At 68.0% G+C, this 21,344-nt stretch carries 15 protein-coding genes; 11 read left to right on the forward strand and 4 right to left on the reverse strand.

From position 1 onward, the window contains the following. Positions 1 to 186: 186 nt before the first annotated feature. From xdhA to AC2FAN_RS05690, 10 genes are all read left to right on the forward strand, one after another. Positions 187 to 1,677 carry a xanthine dehydrogenase small subunit gene (xdhA, locus tag AC2FAN_RS05645; RefSeq protein WP_485173005.1) on the forward strand — a complete coding sequence of 497 codons (1,491 nt, stop codon included), beginning with the start codon at positions 187 to 189 and terminating at the stop codon, positions 1,675 to 1,677. Next, complete coding sequence (gene xdhB, locus AC2FAN_RS05650; RefSeq protein ID WP_485173006.1) at positions 1,670 to 4,030, forward strand: xanthine dehydrogenase molybdopterin binding subunit; 2,361 nt, start codon at positions 1,670 to 1,672, stop codon at positions 4,028 to 4,030. The genes xdhA and xdhB overlap by 8 nt, the downstream gene beginning before the upstream one ends. 175 nt (positions 4,031 to 4,205) lie before the next feature. Continuing rightward, positions 4,206 to 5,048 carry a xanthine dehydrogenase accessory protein XdhC gene (gene xdhC, locus AC2FAN_RS05655; protein ID WP_485173007.1) on the forward strand — a complete coding sequence of 281 codons (843 nt, stop codon included), beginning with the start codon at positions 4,206 to 4,208 and terminating at the stop codon, positions 5,046 to 5,048. Continuing rightward, positions 5,032 to 6,576 carry an ABC transporter ATP-binding protein gene (locus AC2FAN_RS05660; protein WP_485173008.1) on the forward strand — a complete coding sequence of 515 codons (1,545 nt, stop codon included), beginning with the start codon at positions 5,032 to 5,034 and terminating at the stop codon, positions 6,574 to 6,576. The genes xdhC and AC2FAN_RS05660 overlap by 17 nt, the downstream gene beginning before the upstream one ends. Continuing rightward, on the forward strand, positions 6,569 to 7,633 hold the full coding sequence (locus tag AC2FAN_RS05665; RefSeq protein ID WP_485173009.1) for an ABC transporter permease: 1,065 nt from the start codon (positions 6,569 to 6,571) through the stop codon (positions 7,631 to 7,633). Before AC2FAN_RS05660 ends, AC2FAN_RS05665 begins: the two co-directional genes overlap by 8 nt. 139 nt (positions 7,634 to 7,772) lie before the next feature. Continuing rightward, positions 7,773 to 8,696: an ABC transporter permease gene (locus AC2FAN_RS05670; RefSeq protein WP_485173010.1), complete on the forward strand. Its 924-nt coding sequence runs from the start codon at positions 7,773 to 7,775 to the stop codon at positions 8,694 to 8,696. 30 nt (positions 8,697 to 8,726) lie between these two features. After that, positions 8,727 to 9,806, forward strand: coding sequence for a BMP family ABC transporter substrate-binding protein (locus tag AC2FAN_RS05675; RefSeq protein WP_485173011.1), 1,080 nt, complete (start codon positions 8,727 to 8,729; stop codon positions 9,804 to 9,806). 324 nt (positions 9,807 to 10,130) lie between these two features. Further along, the gene (locus tag AC2FAN_RS05680; RefSeq protein ID WP_265052451.1) at positions 10,131 to 10,403 is read left to right on the forward strand and encodes an HU family DNA-binding protein; all 273 of its coding nucleotides are present in this window, start codon (positions 10,131 to 10,133) and stop codon (positions 10,401 to 10,403) included. Positions 10,404 to 10,486: 83 nt separating this feature from the next. Then, a complete protein-coding gene (locus tag AC2FAN_RS05685) occupies positions 10,487 to 11,662 on the forward strand; it encodes a vWA domain-containing protein (RefSeq protein WP_485173012.1) in 1,176 nt (391 codons plus the stop codon). A 142-nt stretch (positions 11,663 to 11,804) separates the two neighbouring features. Further along, the gene (locus AC2FAN_RS05690) at positions 11,805 to 12,401 is read left to right on the forward strand and encodes a hypothetical protein (RefSeq protein ID WP_485173013.1); all 597 of its coding nucleotides are present in this window, start codon (positions 11,805 to 11,807) and stop codon (positions 12,399 to 12,401) included. A 3-nt stretch (positions 12,402 to 12,404) separates the two neighbouring features. Here AC2FAN_RS05690 and AC2FAN_RS05695 read toward each other — a convergent pair whose 3' ends face one another. The 3 genes from AC2FAN_RS05695 to AC2FAN_RS05705 form a co-directional block, all read right to left on the reverse strand. Continuing rightward, positions 12,405 to 12,827, reverse strand: coding sequence for a universal stress protein (locus AC2FAN_RS05695; protein WP_476807159.1), 423 nt, complete (start codon positions 12,825 to 12,827; stop codon positions 12,405 to 12,407). Between the two features lie 254 nt (positions 12,828 to 13,081). Beyond that, the gene (locus AC2FAN_RS05700; protein WP_485173014.1) at positions 13,082 to 13,402 is read right to left on the reverse strand and encodes a 2Fe-2S iron-sulfur cluster-binding protein; all 321 of its coding nucleotides are present in this window, start codon (positions 13,400 to 13,402) and stop codon (positions 13,082 to 13,084) included. An 85-nt stretch (positions 13,403 to 13,487) separates the two neighbouring features. Then, positions 13,488 to 13,826 (reverse strand): Hpt domain-containing protein, encoded by a 339-nt coding sequence (locus tag AC2FAN_RS05705; protein WP_476807157.1) that lies wholly within the window; start codon positions 13,824 to 13,826, stop codon positions 13,488 to 13,490. Positions 13,827 to 14,088: 262 nt separating this feature from the next. Between AC2FAN_RS05705 and AC2FAN_RS05710 the strand changes: the two genes are divergently transcribed. Further along, entirely contained in the window at positions 14,089 to 20,196 is a 6,108-nt protein-coding gene (locus tag AC2FAN_RS05710; RefSeq protein ID WP_485173015.1) for an apolipoprotein A-IV repeat region-like domain-containing protein, read from the forward strand. Positions 20,197 to 20,450: 254 nt separating this feature from the next. Here the strand turns inward: AC2FAN_RS05710 and AC2FAN_RS05715 are convergent, their stop codons facing one another. After that, entirely contained in the window at positions 20,451 to 21,164 is a 714-nt protein-coding gene (locus AC2FAN_RS05715; RefSeq protein WP_485173016.1) for a DNA helicase, read from the reverse strand. Positions 21,165 to 21,344: the final 180 nt, after the last annotated feature.

The following is a 21,344-nucleotide window of genomic DNA, read 5'->3' on the forward strand; positions in this document are numbered from 1 at the left end:
CAAGCGCGGATCGTGCCTAATCTGAGGGCATGAAGTCGTGCATTACCCGGCGGTGGTCATCCCGGACGCAGCGAAGCGGAGATCCGGGATCCATGCCTGAACCTTCGCCGGACGCGCTCCGGCATGGATCCCGGGCCAAGCCCGGAATGACCTCGTTACAATGGAAGCCGGACGGAGGTCCGCACCATGCGTGACACCCTGCGCTTCCTGCTCGGCGACGCGCTGATCGAGATCGATCGCTGCGACCCGACGCTGACGGTGCTCGACTGGCTGCGCCTCGACAGGCGCATGACCGGCACGAAGGAAGGCTGTGCCGAGGGCGATTGCGGCGCCTGCACCGTCGTCGTCGGCCGGCTCGATGGCAGCCGGCTGCGCTATGAGGCGATCAACGCCTGCATCCGCTTCCTGCCGACGCTGGACGGCTGCCAGCTTCTCACGGTGGAGCATCTCAAGGGATCGGATGGCAGCCTGCACCCGGTGCAGCAAGCGATGGTGGAATGCCATGGCTCGCAATGCGGCTTCTGCACGCCGGGCTTCGTGATGTCGCTGCTGGCGCTACGCCTGAACGAAGCCGAGCCCGGCATCGGGCGGATCGAGGATGCGCTGGCCGGCAATCTCTGCCGCTGCACCGGCTACGAGCCGATCATCGCCGCCGGACGGCGCATGGACGAAATCGCGCCGCGCGAGCAGGACCATTTCCTGCGCGACCGCGCGGCCGTCGCCGAACGGCTCATGGCGTTGCGGGACGAGGAGACGCTGAAGCTCGATGGCTCCGGCCGGAGCTTCCATGCGCCCGCGACGACCGAGGGCCTGGCCGAGCTCGTCGCCGCTCACCCGCAGGCGACGCTGGTCGCGGGCGCCACCGATGTCGGGCTCTGGGTCACCAAGGGCATGAAGCGGCTCGATCCGGTGATCTATCTCGGGCGGATCGAGGCGTTGCGCGAAATCGAGGACAAGGGCGATCACCTGCGCTTCGGCGCGATGGCGAGCCATATCGACGTCAGGACCGCCCTCGCCCGACTCTCGCCGCAGCTCGACGAGCTGATGCGGCGGTTCGGCGGCGAGCAGGTGCGCAATGCCGGCACGATCGGCGGCAACATCGCCAACGGCTCGCCGATCGGAGACCTGCCGCCGGCCCTGATCGCGCTCGACGCGACGCTGGTGCTGGCGCGCCAAGGCGCAAACGGCATCGAACGCCGCACGATCCCTCTCGAAAGCTTCTTCCTAGACTACCGCAAGCAGGACCGCCACCCGGACGAATTCGTCGAGGCGGTGCTGGTGCCGAAACTGGGGACGGACGCGCAGTTCCACGTCTCCAAGGTGTCGAAGCGCTTCGACGAGGATATCTCCGCCATTTGCTGCGCCTTCCACCTGCGACTGGGGCCGGATGGCCACGTCAGCGAGGCGCGGCTCGCCTATGGCGGCATGGCCGGCATCCCCAAGCGGGCGAAGGCGGCGGAAGAGGCACTGCTCGGCCAGCCATGGGATGAGACAGCTGTCGCCGCTGCCATCGCCGCCCTGCCACAGGATTTCACACCGCTCAGCGACATGCGCGCTTCGGCCACCTATCGCCTGAAGGTCGCCGGCAATCTGCTGCGGCGCTTCCTGATCGAGACGACCGCGCCCACGGGGCAAACCCGCGTTGCCGGCCTGCTGGCGGAGGTCGCCCATGGCTGACGCGCGCCGCAAGCTGGATATCGCCATCGAGGCCGGGCCGGTGGGCAGCGCCCGCATCCACGACTCGGCGATCAAGCATGTCGCGGGCGAAGCGTTCTACATCGACGACATCGCCGCGCCGGAAGGCCTGCTCCACGCCTATCTCGGCACGAGCGGCATCGCCCACGGCCGGCTGATCTCGCTCGATCTCGATCCGGTGAGGCAGGCGCCCGGCGTCGTCGCGGTGCTGACGGCCGCGGATGTGCCCGGCGCCAACGACATCTCCTCGACGCACCGCCACGACGAGCCGCTCTTCGCGACGGATGCGATCCTCTTCCACGGCCAGCCGCTTTTTGCCGTCGTAGCCGAAACACGCGAGCAGGCGCGCCATGCAGCAGCTCTGGCCAAGGCCGACTATGCGGAGGAAGCGCCGCTCATCGACATCGCCGCCGCAAGAGCCGCGGGCGGGACGCTCGTCACCGATCCGCTGAAGCTCGAACGCGGAGACCTCGCCGCGGCGCTGGCCGCGAGCCCGCGTCGGCTGACCGGCTCGATGGCGATCGGCGGTCAGGAGCATTTCTACCTCGAAAGCCAGATCGCGCTCGCCGTCCCCGGCGAGGACGAGGACATGCTCGTGCTGGTCTCGACCCAGCATCCGAGTGAGGTCCAGCACATGGTCGCCGCCGTGCTCGGTGTCGGCTCGCATGCGGTGACCGTCGAGGTCCGGCGCATGGGCGGCGGTTTCGGCGGCAAGGAGACACAGGCCAATCTCTTCGCCTGCGTCGCGGCGATCTGCGCGCGCAGGCTCAGGCGCCCGGTGAAGCTCCGGCCGGACCGCGACGACGACATGGCGATTACCGGCAAGCGCCATGATTTCGTCTGCGACTACGAGATCGGCTTTGACGACGAAGGCCGTATCCATGCGATCGACGCGGTCTATGCGGCGCGTTGCGGCTGGAACGCCGACCTCTCCGGGCCGGTGACGGACCGCGCCCTGTTCCACATGGACAATTGCTATTTCTACCCGGCCGTGCGCGCCCGCTCGGAGCCGCTGCTGACCCATACCTGCTCGAACACCGCCTTCCGCGGCTTCGGCGGGCCACAAGGGATGGTCGGGGCCGAGCGCTTCATCGAGGAGGTCGCCTTCGCGACAGGGCTCGACGCGCTGGAGGTGCGGCGGCGCAATCTCTATGGCGGCAATTCTTCCAGTGAAGGACTTGGCCGGAACGTCACGCCCTATCACCAGACGGTCGAGGACAATATCGCCGCCGAGGTCATCGCCGAGCTGGAGCGACGCTCAGACTATCAGGCGCGCAAGGCGGCGATCCGGGAGGCCAACGCGAAAAGCCTCATCGTCAAGCGCGGCATTGCGCTGACGCCGGTGAAATTCGGCATCTCCTTCACCGCGACCTGGTTCAACCAGGCCGGTGCGCTGGTCCATGTCTATACCGACGGCACGGTCGCGCTGAACCATGGCGGCACCGAGATGGGGCAAGGGCTCTACATCAAGGTGGCGCAGGTGGTGGCGCAGGCCTTCGGCATCGGGCTCGACCAGATCAAGATCACCGCGACCACCACCGGCAAGGTACCGAACACCTCGGCCACCGCAGCCTCCTCCGGCTCCGACCTCAACGGCATGGCCGCGCTCGATGCCTGCGAGACGATCAAGAAGCGATTGACCGAATTCGCGGCGAAGCACTGGCAGGAGCGGCCCGAGGACATCGCCTTCCTGCCGGGGCGGGTGAAGATCGGCCCCCGCGACATCGCCTTCGGGGATTTGGTCCAGGCCGCGTACATGGCCCGCATCCAGCTTTCGGCGACCGGCTTCTACGCCACGCCGAAGATCCATTGGGACCGCAAGGCCGGGCGCGGCCATCCCTTCTATTATTTCGCCTATGGCGCGGCGGCGGCAGAGGTCGCCATCGATACGCTGACCGGCGAATACAAGGTCGAGCGGGTCGATATCCTGCATGATTGCGGGCAGTCGCTGAACCCGGCGATCGACAAGGGCCAGATCGAGGGCGGCTTCGTGCAGGGTATGGGCTGGCTGACGACCGAGGAGCTGGTCTGGGACAAGAAGGGCCGTCTCTGGACGCATGCGCCCTCGACCTACAAGATTCCCGTCGCTTCCGACCGGCCACGCATCTTCAACGTGCATCTGCTCGAGAACTCACCGAACCGCGAGGCGACGATCCATCGCTCGAAGGCCGTGGGCGAGCCGCCGCTGATGCTGGCGATCTCGGTGCTGCATGCGCTTTCGGATGCGGTGGCCAGCGTGGGGGATTATCGGGTCTGCCCGCGCCTCGATGCGCCGGCGACGCCCGAGCGGGTGCTGGATGCGGTGGAGCGGGTCACGGTGGAGGTTGGGCGGTGAGGTTCGGAACCTCCCCCGTCATTCCGGGGCTTCGCGCAGCGAAGAGCCCGGAACCCATAACCGCCAATGGTGCTCGCAAGAGCGTCACGGTACCCGCTCTTTCCTGCCATAGCTGCGGTTATGGGTTCCGGGCTCGGCCCTGCGGCCCGCCCCGGAATGACGTCGGAGGTGAGACATGACCCTCTCCACCTTCCTCGCCGCACATCGCCACGAAGGCATCGTCCTCGTAAGGATCGAAGCCGCCGAAGGTTCGACGCCGCGTGAGGCCGGGGCCTGCATGGCGGTCAGCCCCACGGCGATCGCCGGGACGATCGGCGGCGGTCAGCTCGAGTATCACTGCATCGACCTCGCCCGACACATGCTGAGCGAGGGCGCCGAGGGCCAGTTGCTCGACATCCCGCTCGGCCCGCAGATGGGCCAGTGCTGCGGCGGCCGGGTGCGCGTTTCGCTGCGCCATTGCGGTTCGGCCGAGCGCGCCATGATAGCGACGCGCGAGAAGGCGGAGGCGGCGGCGCGGCCGCCGGTCCTGATCTTCGGCGCCGGCCATACCGGGCGCGCGCTGGCGAAGGCGCTGGCGGCCCTGCCCTTTTCGGTCTCCCTCATCGACGATCGCGACGACGTCATGAACGGGCTGCCCCCTGCCGTCACCTGCATCCGTATGGCCGACCCTGTGGATGCGATGGCCGGAGCGCCGCAGGGTGCCGCCTTCGTCGTGCTCTCGCATAGCCACGCGCTGGATTACCGTCTCGCGGAAGCGGCGCTGGCACGGGGCGATGCGGCCTATGTCGGGATGATCGGCTCCGCCACCAAGCGCGCGCGCTTCGAGGCGAGCTTCCTGCGCAGCGGTGGCCGGCGCGAGGCGCTGGCGCGATTGACATGCCCGATCGGTGGTTCGGATGTGGACGACAAGCGCCCGGAGGTGATCGCGGCCTTGACGGCAGCCGAGCTGGTGCGTTGCTTGCTTGGCCGCCGGCAGCCGGCGAAAGGGAGACGGGCCAGACATGAATCCGCCGCGTGAGCAGGATGTGCCGCCGCGGCTGGCGCTCGCCCATATCTCCAAGAGCTTCCCAGGCGTCAAAGCCAACGAAGACATCAGCCTGAGCGTTGAGCCGGGCGAAATCCACGCCCTGCTCGGCGAGAACGGGGCCGGCAAGTCGACGCTGGTCAAGATCATCTACGGCGTGCAGCAGGCCGACGAAGGCACGATCCACTGGAACGGCTCGCCCGTCGCGATTTCCTCGCCCAAGGCCGCGCGCAGGCTCGGCATCGGCATGGTCTTCCAGCATTTCTCGCTGTTCGACGCGATGACGGTGATCGAGAACATCGCGCTCGGGCTCGACGAGGCGGTGGACCGCGAGGAGCTCAAGCGCCGCGTCGCCGCCATCCTGCAATCCTATTCGCTTCCGCTCGATCCGGACCGGGAGGTGCATACGCTCTCGGTCGGCGAGCGCCAGCGCATCGAGATCGTGCGCTGCCTGCTGCAGAAGCCGAAGCTGCTGATCATGGACGAGCCGACCTCGGTGCTGACGCCGCAGGAAGTCGAGCGCCTTTTCGCGACGCTGCGCCAGATCGCGGCGGAGGGTTGCTCGATCCTCTACATTTCGCACAAGCTGCATGAGATCAAGGCGCTCTGCGACAGCGCCACCATCCTGCGCGGCGGGCGCGTGGTCGCAACCTGCGACCCCAAGGTCGAGACGACCAAGCGCATGGCCGAACTGATGATCGGTGCGGAGCTGCGCAAGATCGAACACGGCAAGACGGCCGTGGCCGGAGCGGTCCGTCTGGAGGCCAAGGGCCTCTCTCTGCCCGGCGAGCCCCCTTTCGGCACCGATCTGGAGAATATCTCGTTCGAGGCACGGGCCGGCGAAATCCTCGGCATCGCCGGTGTGGCCGGCAACGGGCAGGCAGAACTGCTGACCGCACTCTCGGGCGAACAGCTGGCCGCCAATGCCGAGGCGATCAGGCTCGACGGCAAGGCGATCGGACTGCAAGGCGCCGGCACGCGTCGGGCTCTCGGCCTCGCCTGCGTACCCGAGGAGCGCAACGGCCATGCCGCCGTGCCTGATTTCTCGCTCGCCGACAACGGCGTCCTGACCGCGCGCCACCGCCTGCCGCTGGCGCCTCACGGCTTCATCAGCCGCGGCAGCGTCCGGCGCTTCGCCGACAGCGTGATCAAGCTCTTCGACGTCAGGACCACCGGCAATGGCGCCCTCGCCCGCTCGCTCTCGGGCGGCAATCTGCAGAAGTTCATCATGGGCCGCGAGATCGGCCAGCAGCCGGCCGTGCTCGTCGTCTCGCAACCGACCTGGGGCGTCGATGCGGGCGCTGCCGCTGCGATAAGGCAGGAGCTCGTCGACCTTGCCGCCAAGGGCTCGGCGGTGGTGGTGATCTCGCAGGATCTCGACGAGCTGCTCGAACTCGCCGACAGGCTCTGCGTCATCAACGAAGGCCGGCTGTCGGTGCCGCGCCCCGTCGCCAGCCTCGGCATCGACGAGATCGGCCTGATGATGGGCGGTGTCCACGGCGCGGAGACGGCGCATGCTTGAGTGGCGCCGCCGCCGCGAGCCGAGCATGCCGATGCTGGCCCTGAGCCCGCTGATCGCGATCGTGCTGACCATGCTGCTCGGCATGATCGTCTTCACCGCCATGGGCTATGACGGTTTCCATGCCGTCGGCAGCATCTTCCTGACGCCGTTCCTGGAACCGCAGCGCTGGGCCGATATCGGCGTGAAGGGCGCGCCGCTCATCATGATCGCGCTCGGGCTCGCGATCGGCTTCCGGGCCAATGTCTGGAACATCGGCGCCGAGGGACAATACATCATGGGCGCCATCGCCGGCACCGGCGTCGCGCTGCTGACCTATGGCATGACCGGGTGGTGGATCCTGCCTGCCATGGTGCTCGCGGGCATCCTTGGCGGCATGGCCTGGGCCGCCATCCCGGCGTTCCTGCGGGTGAAACTGCAGGTCAGCGAAATCCTGACCAGCCTGATGCTGACCTATGTCGCGGTCCAGTTCCTGTATTTCCTCGTGCGCGGGCCGTGGAAGGATCCGGAGGGCTTCAACTTCCCGCAGACGCGGATGTTCACCGCCGACCAGACGCTGCCGACGATGTGGGAGGGCTCTCTCGTCCATCTCGGCATCCCCGTCGCGCTGCTGCTTGCGGTCGTCGCCTGGCTGCTCATGGAGAAGACGACGGCCGGCTATGCCGTGAAGGTGGTGGGGCTGGCGCCTGCGGCGGCCCGCCATGGCGGCTTCAGTGCCGCGCGCACGACATGGGCGACGCTGCTGATCGGCGGCGCGCTGGCAGGCCTCGCCGGGTTGTTCGAGGCTGCCGGCCCGTTCGGGCAGCTCACGCCGCAATTCCCGGTCGGATACGGCTTCACGGCGATCATCGTCGCCTTCCTCGGGCGGCTGCACCCGCTCGGCATCGTCTTCGGCGGCATCGTGCTGGCCGCGACCTATGTCGGAGGCGAGATCGCGCAGTCGACCGTGCGCCTGCCGCAGGCGGCAACCGGCATGTTCCAGGCGATGCTGCTGTTCATGCTGCTCGCGACCGACGTGCTGGTGCGGTGGCGGATCGTCTGGAGGCGGAGGGTGGCGTGACGGCAATTCCCACCAGTCTCCGACGTCATTCCGGGGCAAGCCGAAGGCTTGAGCCCGACAGCGCCTTTTCAGGATCGACCCGCGTTTCTGGGTTCCGAGCTCTTCGCTGCGCGAAGCCCCGGAATGACGGTGCGTTTCCATGACCACCACCATGCTCGTCTCCATCCTGATGACGCTGATCGCGGCCTCGACGCCGTTGCTGCTCGCGGCTCTGGGCGAGCTCGTGGCCGAGAAGGCCGGCGTGCTCAATCTCGGCGTCGAGGGCATGATGCTGTGCGGCGCGGTCGCCGGCTTCGCCGTCGCCTTCTCGACCGGCAGCACCGGCTTCGGCCTCGTTGCGGCGGCCTTCGCCGGCGTTGCCGCCTCCATGGTCTTCGCGGTGCTTTCGCTCTCGCTGATGGCCAATCAGGTGGCGACCGGGCTGGCGCTGACGATCTTCGGCATCGGCGCCTCCTCGCTGATCGGCGCCGGCTTCGTCGGGCGGACTGTGACGCGGCTGCAGCCGGTGTTTCCCGCGGCGCTGTCGGAACACCCGGTGCTGCGGGTGATCTTCGGGCACGATCTCCTCGTCTATCTCTCGCTGATCCTGGTCGCGGGCGTCGGCTTCTTCCTGCGGCGCACGCGCCCGGGGCTGATCCTGCGCGCCGTCGGCGAGAATGACGGCTCCGCCCATGCGATCGGCTATCCGGTGATCGCCATCCGTTATGTCGCCGTCGCCTTCGGCGGCGCGCTGGCAGGGCTGGGCGGCGCCTATTTCTCGCTCGCACTCACGCCGATGTGGGCCGACCGCCTGACCGCCGGGCGCGGCTGGATCGCGCTGGCGCTCGTCGTCTTCTCGGCCTGGAAGCCGGGCCGCCTCCTGCTTGGCGCCTATCTCTTCGGCGCGGTGATGACGCTGGAGTTGCAGGCCAAGGCCGCCGGCGTCAGCTGGCTCGCGCCCGAGGTTCTGGCGATGGCCCCCTACCTTGCGACGATTGCGGTTCTGACCATGATGTCGCTAGGACGAAAGACCGGCCGGCTCGACGCACCGGCCTGCCTCGGCAAACCCTTCTCGGCGTCCTGACGCCGCAACCGACAACGGGGAGTTCACCTCATGACCAGCATCATCACCCGCCGCAGGCTGACCTTCGGGGCGGCCGCCGCCTCGACCCTGCCCATTCTCGGCCGCGGCGCCTCGGCACAGGCCCCGCTCGGCATCGGCTTCGTCTATGTCGGCCCGATCGGCGACCATGGCTACACCTGGACCCATGACCAGGGGCGCCTCGCCCTCGAGAAGGAATACGGCTCCAAGATCAAGACGAGCTTCCTCGAGAACGTCGCCGAAGGGCCGGACGCGGCCCGCGCCATCCGCCAGCTCGCCCAGGCCGGAAACCAGCTGATCTTCGCAACCTCGTTCGGCTTCATGAACCCGACCATCCAGGTCGCCAAGCAGTTCCCGAAGATCCATTTCGAGCACGCCACCGGCTATATGCGCGCCGACAACGTCGCGACCTACAACGCCCGCTTCTACGAAGGCCGCGCCGTGATCGGCACCATCGCCGGCCACATGTCGAAGACCGGTCAGGCCGGCTATGTCGCCTCCTTTCCGATCCCCGAGGTGGTGATGGGCATCAACGCCTTCCATCTCGCCGCGCGCAAGGTGAACCCGAACTTCAAGACCAAGGTCGTCTGGGCCTCCACCTGGTACGATCCGGCCAAGGAAGCCGACGCCGCCAAGGCGCTGATCGACCAGGGCGCGGACATGATCACCCAGCACACCGACTCGGCGGCGCCTTTGCAGGCGGCCGAGCAGCGCGGCGTCTTCGCGTTCGGCCAGGCGTCCGACATGAAGGCCTTCGCGCCCAAGGCGCATCTCACCGCCATCGTCGACGACTGGTCAGGCTACTACATCAAGCGCGTCAAGGACGTGATGGACGGCAGCTGGAAGACCGGCGACGTCTGGGACGGGCTCAAGGCCGGCATGGTTCGGATCGCGCCTTATAACGATGCGGTCACACCTGCGGCCCGCGCCGCCGCCGACGAGGTGATCAAGGGCATTTCGGCCGGCACGCTCCACCCCTTCACCGGCGAATTGAAGGACCAGAAGGGCGTCGTGCGCCTCAAGGCTGGCGAGAAGGCCAGCGACGAGATGCTCTCCAAGATGGACTGGTACGTCGACGGCATCCAGGCTTGAGCCTACTGTCCACCAGCGCTGGCGGGCTTCCCTCCACCGGCGCTGCGATTCGCGCCGTGCCCGCCTCTGTCTGCTTCAGCGGCGGTCCCGGACCCCTTCGGCCCCGCCCAGACCGCGTCTTCAAACCCGAGATCAGCGGAACGAAGCCGTTTTCTGTGCGTATCTACCGCCACGGGCATCGTCTTTCCGCGATAACCGTGGCAACTGCGTGAGTTGCGCGCCGCGAATAGCAGCAATGTGTCGCGGTCGCTCGTGTCGGAAACCAGCATGAACGGCCGTAGTCCAGCACGCGACGCCTGAAGCACCTTCTCAAGGAGGATTTTCATGACCAAGAATGAACTGATTGCCGCCATCGCCGACGAGACCGGCAAGACCAAGGCGGACGTTTCCGCCATCCTGGCCTCTCTCGGCACGACCGTCGCCAAGACGCTGAAGAGCGGCGACGACGTCACGCTCGGCGGCATCGGCAAGCTCTCCGCCGCCAAGCGCGAAGCCCGCGAGGCCCGCAACCCCTCGACCGGCGCGACCATCAAGGTTCCCGCCAAGACCGTCGTGAAGTTCAAGGTCACCAAGGACCTTGCCGACGCGGTGGCGTAAAGCCAGCATCGGGATCAGGCAGCGTTCGCGCATCAGACGTGGACGCTGCTTGACCCTGCGCACCATGCCCTCACATTAGCGGCATGTTCCTTCGCCTCTTCACCGATCTGCGCGCCGCCAAGGTCCCCGTGACCCTGCGCGAGTATCTGACGCTGCTCGAAGGCGTCGAGGCCGATCTCGCCGAACACAGGGTCGACGAGTTCTATTATCTCGCCCGCGTCACGCTGGTGAAGGACGAGCGCCATCTCGACAAGTTCGACCAGGTCTTCGCCCAGGTGTTCAAGGGCATGGAGACGCTGGACCAGGCGATCGAACAGGCCGGCATTCCCGAGGAATGGCTGCGCAAGCTCGCCGAAAAATTCCTGACCGACGAAGAGAAAGCACAGCTCGAAGCGCTGGGCTGGGAGAAGCTCTGGGAGACGCTTAAAGCACGGCTCGACGAGCAGAAGGGCCGTCATCAGGGCGGCAACAAATGGATCGGCACCGGAGGCACCTCACCTTTCGGCGCCTATGGCTACAATCCCGAAGGCATCCGCATCGGCCAGGACAAGAACCGCAACTTCCGGGCGGTGAAGGTCTGGGACAAGCGCGAGTTCAAGGATTTCGACGACACGCGCGAACTCGGCGTGCGCAACCTGCGCATCGCGCTGCGGCGCCTGCGCCGCTTCGCCCGCACGGGCGCGGCCGAGGAACTCGATCTCGACACCACGATCAGCGAGACCGCCAAGCACGGCTATCTCGACGTCCAGCTCCGGCCCGAGCGCCGCAACGCCGTCAAGGTGCTGCTCTTCCTCGATGTCGGCGGCTCGATGGACTGGCATATCGAGCTGGCCGAGGAGCTCTTCTCTGCCGCGCGGGCGGAGTTCAAGCATTTCGAGCATTTTTATTTCCACAACTGCCCCTATGAGCGGGTGTGGAAGGAGAACCGGCGGCGCCACGACCAGCAGATCCCGACCTGGGACGTGCTGCGGACCTATCCGGGCGATTACCGGCTGGTCTTCGTCGGCGATGCCTCGATGAGCCCCTACGAGATCGCGATGCCCGGCGGCTCGGTCGAGCACTGGAACGAGGAGGCCGGCGAGGTCTGGATGAACAGGCTGACCGCGAAATTCCCGAAATCGGTGTGGCTCAACCCGGTCCAGCAGCATCTGTGGAACTACACCCAGTCCATCCGCCAGATCGGCGGGCTGATGGGCGGGCGCATGTTCCCGCTGACGCTCGACGGGCTCGACGGCGCCATGAAGGTTCTCGCACGCTGACCCCGACGATCGGTGCGCTTCCTTGGCAGCCGGAATGCCCGACAGCATCCGTATTCGGCCCGATGCCGTAGAGCTTTGATCTTGCATCGGCTTTCCCGAAAACCGCATTCCACTTTTCGGGCCGATGCTTTAACTACCGGCCATGACGAACGATCAAGACGACGCCCCTCCCCCGAGCTGGCGCCAGCGCCCGAAGCCGGTCGGCTTCGAGATCGCCTACAAGCTGGACGGCGATACGCTCGATATCGACCGGACGCGCCGGGTCGACAGCATCCGGCTCAGCGCCGTCGAGCAGGTCCGCTTCGTCTACGCGCCGGGCAACATCTCCTCGAAGGGCTACAAGACGCAGCTTCGGCTCAGCGACGGCCGGACCGTGACCTTCGGCAATCTGTCCTGGCGTTCCCTGACCGATCTCGACCGCGACGATGCGCGCTACCACCACTTCGTCACGGCCCTGTGCGCCGCGATCGCGCGGACCAATCCGCGCGCCCGCTTCGTCGCGGGCCGGCCGAAGCCGATCTGGCTCGGCGTCGCCATCGTCGGGGCGCTGTCGCTGCTGATGCTGACCGTCTTCTCGCTGCGGGCGTTCCAGCAGGGCGCGACCAATGCCGCGCTGCTCGGCATCCTCCTGGTGGCTGCCTCGTTCTGGCAGGTCTGGCCGCTCGTCAGCCTCAACCGGCCGCGCGAGCTCGCGACCGGCGAAGTGCCGGACAGCCTCGTCCCCGGCCGGCCGGGCTGAAGTTCAACGAACCACCAGCACCGAGCATTTGGCCCGGCGCACGATCGCGGACGCGTTCGAGCCGATGACATAGGCCAGCATGCCGGGCTCATGCGAGCCGATGACGATGAGGTCGGCGCCGCTGGCGTCCGCTTCGGCCAGCACCTCGCCATGGACCGAGCCGATCAGCACCTTGGCCGAGACCTGCTCGGACGGCAGGTCGACCTTGGCGGCGATCTCGGCGAGCTTCGCCTCGGCATCCTCCTGCTGCTCGGAATCGAAGTCCGCCGGCACGAACTCCATGTAGGTGATAGGGATCAGCGAGCGGACATAGACGAGCCGCACCGTGCCGCCCGAAATCTTCGCGAAGGATACGGCAGCCACAAGCGCCGGCCGGGCGAGCTCGGCCTCCGCGAGGTCGACGGGAACCATGATCGACTTGTACATCGTATCCTCCAAGGCTGGTTGCAGAACCATTCTGGAGTTTGACAGCGCCCGCGCCATGATCCAGCGCAAAATGCACGATGCGGCGCGGCGTCGCGCGTCAGGCCAGCACCTGCTGATTCCCCACGTAGAAAGGGCGTCATCCCGGACAAGCTGCGCAGCAGCGCCGATCCGGGATCCATCGCAGAGCTCCGGAACCCTCCGACGGATCCGGCTCAAGGCCGGGACGCGCTGCGGTTCAGAGAAGTCACCTCGCTCTAGCCCTGGCGCGCTGGCGTGCGGACGATGAGGCCGTCGAGGTTGTCGCGGATTCGGATCTGGCAGGAGAGGCGCGAGTTCGGACGGACGTCGAAGGCGAAGTCCAGCATGTCCTCCTCCATCGGCTCGGCAAGGCCGACGGCTGCCATCCAGGCATCGTCGACATAGACGTGGCAGGTGGCGCAGGCGCAGGCGCCGCCGCATTCCGCTTCGATACCGGGGATCGCGTTGCGGATCGCCGTCTCCATCACGGTGGAGCCGGTCTCGCCCTCGACGGTGCGGCTCTCTCCGTGAGCGTCGATGAAGGTGATATTCGGCATGAGGCACTCCGGCGGCGCGATGACGGGCTCCGCTTAGAGCATTTCAAAGCGGCGCGGAACGGGGTTTCGCGCGGCAGCGACCCGATCAGGCCGCGCAATCGAAGCGCGAGATCACGGCCCGCGCCTCGGCCGCGGCCAGCGCCAGCGCGTCCAGGGCGCTATCGGTCAGGCGCGACTCCGGCTCGCCGAGGCCGTGCTCGATCCTGTCGGCTGCTTCCGCGACCTGCCAGGCGCCGATCGCGAGCGCCGCACCCTTCAGCGTATGGGCCGCGTCCATCCTGGCCTTCCTGTCGGCGCTGCCGTGGATGGTGCGCAGATGCGCGACGCATTGCTGGGCGAACAGCGTCAGCAGCTCGCGCTCGAGCTCGTGATCGCCGCCGCTCTGGCGGGAAAGGTGCTCGGTATCGATGGCATTCTGGGACATGAGGGAACTCGTGAACGCATGAACATCTGACGGCCGCACGAGCGGTCTTACCCCCTCCAAGAAGCGCCCTGATGGTGAACGAGGCGTTAACGACGTTTGTGAATCGAGCACTCAAATGGGTTTCCAAGGGTCCGGGGCTCCACTACCCTTCCAATTGGTAAATGATGGGCGCAGTGTCACCGATCATCCCAGCCAGAGGCGGCGAGGGACGGCGGGGACGGGCTTTCGCGTCCATCGTCAGTAGCGTGGCGAGGCGGCAACGATGAATCGACCCAAGAAGCTCCAGGATCCCACTGAAGCTGCGATGTCGGCGATCGAGGAGGCGCTCCGCCTTGACCAGCCGCACTCCGACACCGCCAGCGGCGAGTCGGAAACGGCGGTCAGCACCGAGCCCCGGCTGCCCGCCACCAGCGAGGACGATCTCAAGCTCGAACTGCCGCGCGTCGAGCCTGCTCCGGCGGCCGCGCCGCCTGCGCCCGTAACCCCTCCCCCGCAGCAACCCGCGCAACCGCGTGCTGCGATCGCGCCCGACACCAGCCGCGTCGCCAATGACGACCGCCGCGATTCCAGCTCGCTGGTGCAAGCCTTCTCCGTGCGCCCGTCCCGCAAGCCTTATTGGTTCGCGGCCCTCGCCTCGTTCGCCTGGCTAAGCGGCGCCGCCTTCGTGCTGTTCGGCCGCTACGGCTCCTTCAGCAATGGCCTGCCCGAGCCCGTCGCCAATTTCGGCATCGGCGAATGGACGCTGCTCGCGTTGTCGATCGGTGCCCCGGTCGTGTTCTTCTTCGTGCTGGCGGCGCTCTATCGCCGCACCCAGGAAATGCGCCTGATCTCGCGCGCCATGACGGAAGTCGCTCTGCGGCTTGCCGAGCCCGAGATCGCCGGCGCCGATTCCGTTCTGTCGCTCAGCCAGACCATCCGCCGCGAGGTCGCCGCCATGGGCGACGGCATCGAGCGTGCCGTGGCGCGTGCGGGCGAGCTGGAGACGATCGTGCGCGGCGAGATCTCGACGCTCGAGCGCGCCTATGCCGACAACGAAATCCGGCTGCGCTCGCTGATCGACGAGCTCGTCACCCAGCGCGAGGCCGTGGTCGGCAATGCCGAACGCGTCAAGCTCGCCATCAGCGGCGCCCATGACGGCCTGGCCAAGGACCTCGACAGCGCCAGCCGCACCATCGCCGAGGCCGTCGCGCAGGCCGGCGACCGCGTCACCGGCTCGCTCGGCGCCAAGGGCGACCAGATCACCCAGGCGCTCGGCCGGGCCGGCGAACGCATGGTCGAGGAGATCAGCGGCCGCGGGCATGATCTCGTCGAGCGGCTTCAGATCACCTCGGGCGAAGTGTCCGAGCGGCTGGCCGGAGCCAGCGACAATCTTTCGACGATGCTCGACGGCCGCGCCAAGGAAATCGCCGGCTCGCTGGAGCGCACGGGCGTGGTGCTGACCGAGGGCCTGACCACCAGCGCCCAGGGCGTCACCCGCGCCATCAGCGACACCGGCATGCAGGTCGCCGAGACGCTGACGACCCGCGTCGATGCGGTCAACGAGACGCTGAAGACCACCGGCGAAACCCTGGCGAAGGACATCTCCGCGCGCGGAACCGAGGCAGCGGAGCGCTTCGAGACGAGCAGCCGCAACATGGTCGCGCTGATCGAGAGCCAGAGCGAAGCACTGCAGCAGCGCCTGTCCGAATCCGGCGAAGCGCTGCGCAGCGCCCTTTCCGACGAGGGCGAGAGCGTCACCACCCGCCTCGCCGAGGTCGGGCGCGGGGTCAACAGCCTGCTCACCCGCCAGAACGAAGCCATTGCCGCTCGCCTCACGCAGGTCGGCGAAAGCGTCCACAGCCTCATCGGCACGCATGGCGACACGCTGGTCGGCCGCCTCAACGACACCGCCCGCACCGTCGACGACGTGCTGCGTGAGCGCAGCGAAGCCATCATCCTGCGCGTCGGCGATGCCGGCCAGAGCCTCGGCGCAGCCGTCGAGAAGCATGGCGACACGCTGACCGGCCGCATCACGGATGTCGCCGGCCAGGTCCACGGCCTGTTCACCGAACAGGGCGGCAAGCTGGTCGACCGCCTCGGCGAGACCGGCGAGACCGTGCATGCGCTGCTCGATCAGCAGGCCGAAAAGCTCGTCGACCGCGTCTCCGGCGCAGGCCGCGAGCTCGCCAGCCTCGTCGGCGAGCAGAGCGACACCGCCGTCGCGCGTGTCTCCGAAGCCGGCAGCGATCTGTCGCGCCTGCTTGTGGAGCGCAGCGAGATCGCCGTCGCCAATGTCTCGGATGCCGGCCGCAGCCTCGCAGCCCTCATGGGCGAACAGGGCGATGCCACGGTCGCCCGCGTCTCGAACGCCGGTGCCGATGTCGCCAAGCTCCTGTCCGAACGCAGCGAGGCGCTGGTCGCCAGCGTGTCGGGCGCCGTCAACACCGTCGAGACCCGCCTGCGCGATGAGAGCGAGCTGCTCGTCAGCCGCCTGACCCAGGCCGGCCAGGACGTCAGCAGCGTCGTCGGCAGCGAGAGCGAGCGCCTGATCTCCGGGCTTTCCGAGACCGGCATGCGCGTCAGCGCACTACTGGACGAGCAGGCCGGCGCCATGACCGTGAAGGTTTCGCAGGCCGGGCTCGAGATCAAGGATCTGCTCGGCAGCGAGGGCCAGGCCCTGGCCAGCCGCGTCGCCGATGTCGGCCGCTCTGTGCACGGCATCCTGTCCGAGCGCAGCAACGCGCTGATTTCCCGCCTCGCCGATACCGGCGAGAGCATCGACCAGAGGCTGGACGAGCGTGGCGCGGCCCTGGCCGCCCGCGTGAACGCCAGCGTCGAGGCCGCCCAGAACGCACTGGAGCAGCAGCAGACCGGCTTCCTCGTCAGCATCGGCGAGACCGGCGACAAGGTCGGCGCTCTGCTCGGCGAGCAGCGCGAGACGATGGTCCGCGACCTCGTCAACACCGGCCGCGAAGTCCACACCCTGCTCGGCGAGCAGAGCGAGGATCTGGCGCGCCGCATGACCGATGCGACCCGCACCCTCACCGAGACGATCAATGTCGACGGCCGCCATGTCGCCGACCGCGTCGTCGAGGCGACGCAGGGCCTGCGCGACACCTTCACCGTCCATGCGGAAGAGGCCCGCACCCTGCTCGCCGGCACCGGCCGCGAGATCGTGCTGGCGCTGACCCAGCAGGGCGGCCGCGTCAACGAGGCGCTGTCGGCCAATGCCGAATCGATGCTGCGCTCGGTCGAGGGCCGCGCCCAGGCCCTGACCGAAGCGCTCGCCACCCGCCACGACGCGCTGACCAGGCTCTTCGACGAGCGTGGCCGCGAGATCGAGACGGCTCTCGGCGGGCGACTGTCGGCATTCTCCGCGCTGTTCGACACGCAGGGCCGCGACGTCGAAACCGCGCTCGGCGCGCGCCTCAGCGCCTTCGAGGACTTGATCGTCCATCAGGGCGGCGCACTGACCGCCAAGATCTCGGGCGATGCCCGCGACCTCACCGAAGCCCTGCATAGCGGCATCGCCCAGGTCGAGAAGCTGATCTCCGAGGATGGCGTTTCGCTGGCCGACAAGGTCGGCACGCGGGCGCTGGAAGCGGCCGAGCTCCTCGCGCACCGCACCCGCGAGGCGGCCGATGCGATGGAAGGCCAGATCAAGCTGTTCGAGGATCGCTCCGGCGCCAAGAGCGCCGAGATCGCCGGGACGCTCGACAGCCTGATCGCGCGCATCGACGGCAGCCTCGGCTCCCGCGCCACCGCCCTCAACGAGGCGCTGGTCGAGCGCACGGTCGATATCGCCCGCGTCCTGGCCGAGGGCGGCCGCGAGGTCACCCGCGCGCTGGCGGCCAAGGCGGACGAGATCGGCGAGGTCGTCACCTCGAAGAGCGAGTCGCTCACCCGCACGCTCAGCGACAAGGCCGACACGATCAACGCGACGCTCGGCGGCCGCGCCCTCCAGATCGCCGATACGCTCGACCAGAGCGTCGCGCGCTTCGAGGAGCGCGTGGTCAACCGGCTCGACACCGTCTCGCACACGCTCGACAGCCGCGGCGACGAAATCGCCGCCACGCTGCAAGGCCGTTCCGAGGCCATCGCCTCCGTGCTCAGCGAGCGGGCGCAGGAACTGCGTTCCCTCTTCAGCAATGAAGGCAACGGCATGGTCTCGGCGCTGGCCGGGCAGAGCGAAGCCCTCGCAACCGCGCTCACCGAACGCGCCGAGCAGCTTCGCACGCTGTTCGACGATCGCGGGCTCGGCATCGTCGCCGCGCTCGGCCGTCGGGGCGACGCCATCTCCGGCGCGCTCGACCAGCGCACCGAGCAGCTGCGCGCGATCTTCGAAGGCCAGGGCGCCGGCATCGTCACCGCGCTCGAACGCCAGGGCGCGGCAATCGCAACCTCGCTGGAAGAGCGGACGGACGCCATGCGCGCCGCCTTCGACGCCAAGGGCCACGGCCTCGTCGAGATCATCGGCCGCCAGGGCGAGGCTATCACGCACTCGCTCGACGAGCGGGTCGAAACGCTGCGCGCGGTCTTCGATGCCAAGGGCAGCGGCGCCGTCGAGGCGCTGAACCAGCGTGGCGAGGCGCTGGCCGCCGAATTCGCCTCGGTCGGCGAGACGGTGGTGCGCGCGCTCGAGAGCCGCGGCAACGCCATCGTCGCCGGCCTGCGCGACCGCGGCGCCGCCATCACCAATGCGGTCGACGCCTCGTCGAACGCGTTGCGCGAGACGCTCGAAGCCGGCTCGAAGCAGTCTGTCGAGGCCCTGGTCGGCACGAACGAGCAGTTGCGCGAGGAGCTGGGCGGCATGCTCGGCCGCCTCGGCGAAGCCAACAAGCTGATGCAGCAGATCGTCAACGGCGCGAACAAGAACCTCGCCGCCGTCGAGAACAGCCTGTCGACCCGCGTCGGCGAGCTGCAGAACGTGATCGGCACCGTGATGACGGAGGCGGGCAACGCCTCGCAGCAGGTCACGGCCCAGATCGCGGAGCTGAAGAGCTTCTCGGAAGGCACGCTGCGCGAGACGACGGCCCTGATCGGCCAGCTCGACGACCGCGGCACCTCGCTCAACGAAGCGACGCAGGCCAGCAGCGCGGCGCTCAACGCCGTCGCCGGCCGGCTGGAGCAGATCGAGGGACGCGTCGGCAAGGCGCTGTCCGAGCGGCGCGAGTCGCTCGAGCAGCTGCACGGGCTCATCGCGAACCGCACCGAGGATGTCGAGGCGATCACCCGCTCCTTCGCCTCGCTGATCGACGAGTCGCTCGGCACCGCCGAGGCACGGGCACGCCAGATCGGCGCCGTCCTGTCCGACTCGGCCGAGTCGACGACAAGCGCGATCGCCCATCAGTTCGAGACGATCCGCGCCGCGACCGGCAAGGAGCGCGAGCTGACGGCGGAAGCCCTGCGCGCGGCCTACGCCCAGGTCTCGACCGAGATCAGCGGCGAGCTCGCCAAGGTGACCGACCGCTTCCAGAAGGCGGCGCAGGACATGCGCGGCATCACCGGCGACATCCAGCGCGAGCTGGAGGCGACGCGCGCCGAGCTGAAGCGCGGTGTGCTGGAGCTGCCGCAGGAGGCGCAGGAATCGACCTCGGCCATGCGCAGGGTCGTCGCCGAGCAGATCAAGGCGCTGAACGACCTCACCGAGATCGTGACGCGTGCCGGCCGGCGCGGCGACGTCTCGCTGCCGATCGACCATATGGCGAGCCGGCGGACCACCACTGCCGTCGCCGTGCCCCCTGCCCCGGCGCAGCCGGCCCCGGCCCTCGCCCCGGCGCCGCAGCCGAAGCCTGCAGCGGAAGAGCCCCTGCTGCGGCCGTCGCTCGACGCGGCAGCCGAGCCCGCACGCGCCGCCACGCCGCGCGCCGAGCCGCGCAATGAGCCGGCCCCCACCCCGAGCCGTCCGGCTCCGGCGCAGGAAGCCGCTCGCCGCCAGCCCGAGGCCACCCCGCAGCAGCAGCCCGCCAAGGCCGGCTGGCTCTCGGACCTGCTGACCCGCGCCTCGCGAGAGGACAAGCTGCCGGAGCCGAGCAAGCCGACGACGCATTCGATCGAGAAGCTCGACTCGCTCTCCGTCGATATCGCGCGGATGATCGACCATGACGCCGCCGTCGAGCTGTGGGACCGCTACAAGCGCGGCGAGCGTAACGTCTTCACCCGCCGGCTCTACACGCTGCAGGGCCAGCAGACCTTCGACGACATCCGCCGCAAATACCGGCGCGACACCGAGTTCAAGGATACGGTCGACCGCTATATCGACGAGTTCGAGCGTCTTCTCGGCGAAGCCGCCAAGGACGACCGCGACTCGATGGTGGCCAAGACCTACCTGACGTCGGAAACCGGCAAGGTCTACACCATGCTGGCCCATGCCAGCGGGCGCTTCGAATAAGCGCCCTGCCCGGTCCGACCGAACCAGAAAGGCCGCCGTCACCGGCGGCCTTTCTCATTTCCGGGCTCGCTCGGGCGGGCAGGATGCTGCGGCCCCCGCCCTTGGAGCGTGCTGATTTTGTACGAAACCACGCGTCACCCCGGGCTTGACCCGGAATCCATGCCGGAGCCTGCCCGGCGGATCGCCAGGCATGGATCCCGTATCTCCGCTTCGCTCCGTCCGGGATGAACAGCCTTTCCACGAAAATGCACGCTCTACGCGGCCACCTGAATCCTGGCTTCGCCCTTGTTCAGGAAGCAGGTCTTGTCGAAGAGCGCGAGGTCTAGCGGGTTGGGCAAACGCACATCCGCGATATCGGGAAACGGCTTGCCCGACGCTTCATAGGCGCGGTCGACTTGCGAGATGAAAACGAGGATCAGCCCGCGCTCGCGCGCGAAGGCCTTCAGCGTCGTGACCTGAATGGCCAGTTCCGGCGTATCGCGGCGCTGGTCCAGCAGTTGGAGATAGTCGATGACCGCCACTGTTCCGGGCGGCGCAGCGGCCAACGTTGCGGTGATGTAGTCGGCACTGATGGCATCGGAGCAATCGCACTCGAAAAGGCCGGCAAACTCGTCAGGCTCGATGCCGATCGCACGCAGGCGGCCCGCGACGTCTGCAGGCGTGTATTCGAGCGTGAGGAACACGCCGCGATGTCCTGCCTTCATGGCTTCCGCCAGCAGCGCGAGGCTCGCCAGGGTCTTGCCTTGCCCGGGTCGCCCCGCCATCAGCACGAGATCGCCCGGCTGCAGGCAAGGCAGCAGCCTGCGGGCGGACGTCATTCGGGGCTGCTTCGCGACGAGCAGGCTCCAGCTGCGATAACCTTCTTCGGTGGCGATGCGGTCGAGCGCGGCGTGAAGCGGAATGCGCTCCCTGCGGCTCAGCAGCCTGGCCTTGCGTTTCAATTGATGGATCGGGGCCGACAACGTCATGACGAGAACCTCCTATCGCGAGCAGGTGGCGCAGTCCCTCCTCATGCGTGATGCCCGGACAGTCGGTCGGATTGTCTGAAAATGCCCCGTATGAAAGATACTTCCCCGGCTGGAGGGGGGAGGCTCGGGCCGAGCCAGAATCGGATTCTAGCTCAAGCCGGAGCGCAGGAAAACAGCCGT

The sequence above is a fragment of the Allobosea sp. RIT-PG3_2 genome, assembly GCF_057321085.1.

What these genes read in the sequence shown, in the direction of transcription:
- xdhA (WP_485173005.1), top strand. Translation starts at nt 187, where the DNA reads ATGCGTGACACCCTGCGCTTCCTGCTCGGCGACGCGCTGATCGAGATC.
- AC2FAN_RS05675 (WP_485173011.1), top strand. Translation starts at nt 8,727, where the DNA reads ATGACCAGCATCATCACCCGCCGCAGGCTGACCTTCGGGGCGGCCGCC.
- xdhC (WP_485173007.1), top strand. Translation starts at nt 4,206, where the DNA reads ATGACCCTCTCCACCTTCCTCGCCGCACATCGCCACGAAGGCATCGTC.
- xdhB (WP_485173006.1), top strand. Translation starts at nt 1,670, where the DNA reads ATGGCTGACGCGCGCCGCAAGCTGGATATCGCCATCGAGGCCGGGCCG.
- AC2FAN_RS05685 (WP_485173012.1), top strand. Translation starts at nt 10,487, where the DNA reads ATGTTCCTTCGCCTCTTCACCGATCTGCGCGCCGCCAAGGTCCCCGTG.
- AC2FAN_RS05695 (WP_476807159.1), bottom strand. Translation starts at nt 12,827, where the DNA reads ATGTACAAGTCGATCATGGTTCCCGTCGACCTCGCGGAGGCCGAGCTC.
- AC2FAN_RS05670 (WP_485173010.1), top strand. Translation starts at nt 7,773, where the DNA reads ATGACCACCACCATGCTCGTCTCCATCCTGATGACGCTGATCGCGGCC.
- AC2FAN_RS05690 (WP_485173013.1), top strand. Translation starts at nt 11,805, where the DNA reads ATGACGAACGATCAAGACGACGCCCCTCCCCCGAGCTGGCGCCAGCGC.
- AC2FAN_RS05680 (WP_265052451.1), top strand. Translation starts at nt 10,131, where the DNA reads ATGACCAAGAATGAACTGATTGCCGCCATCGCCGACGAGACCGGCAAG.
- AC2FAN_RS05665 (WP_485173009.1), top strand. Translation starts at nt 6,569, where the DNA reads ATGCTTGAGTGGCGCCGCCGCCGCGAGCCGAGCATGCCGATGCTGGCC.
- AC2FAN_RS05710 (WP_485173015.1), top strand. Translation starts at nt 14,089, where the DNA reads ATGAATCGACCCAAGAAGCTCCAGGATCCCACTGAAGCTGCGATGTCG.
- AC2FAN_RS05715 (WP_485173016.1), bottom strand. Translation starts at nt 21,164, where the DNA reads ATGACGTTGTCGGCCCCGATCCATCAATTGAAACGCAAGGCCAGGCTG.
- AC2FAN_RS05700 (WP_485173014.1), bottom strand. Translation starts at nt 13,402, where the DNA reads ATGCCGAATATCACCTTCATCGACGCTCACGGAGAGAGCCGCACCGTC.
- AC2FAN_RS05660 (WP_485173008.1), top strand. Translation starts at nt 5,032, where the DNA reads ATGAATCCGCCGCGTGAGCAGGATGTGCCGCCGCGGCTGGCGCTCGCC.
- AC2FAN_RS05705 (WP_476807157.1), bottom strand. Translation starts at nt 13,826, where the DNA reads ATGTCCCAGAATGCCATCGATACCGAGCACCTTTCCCGCCAGAGCGGC.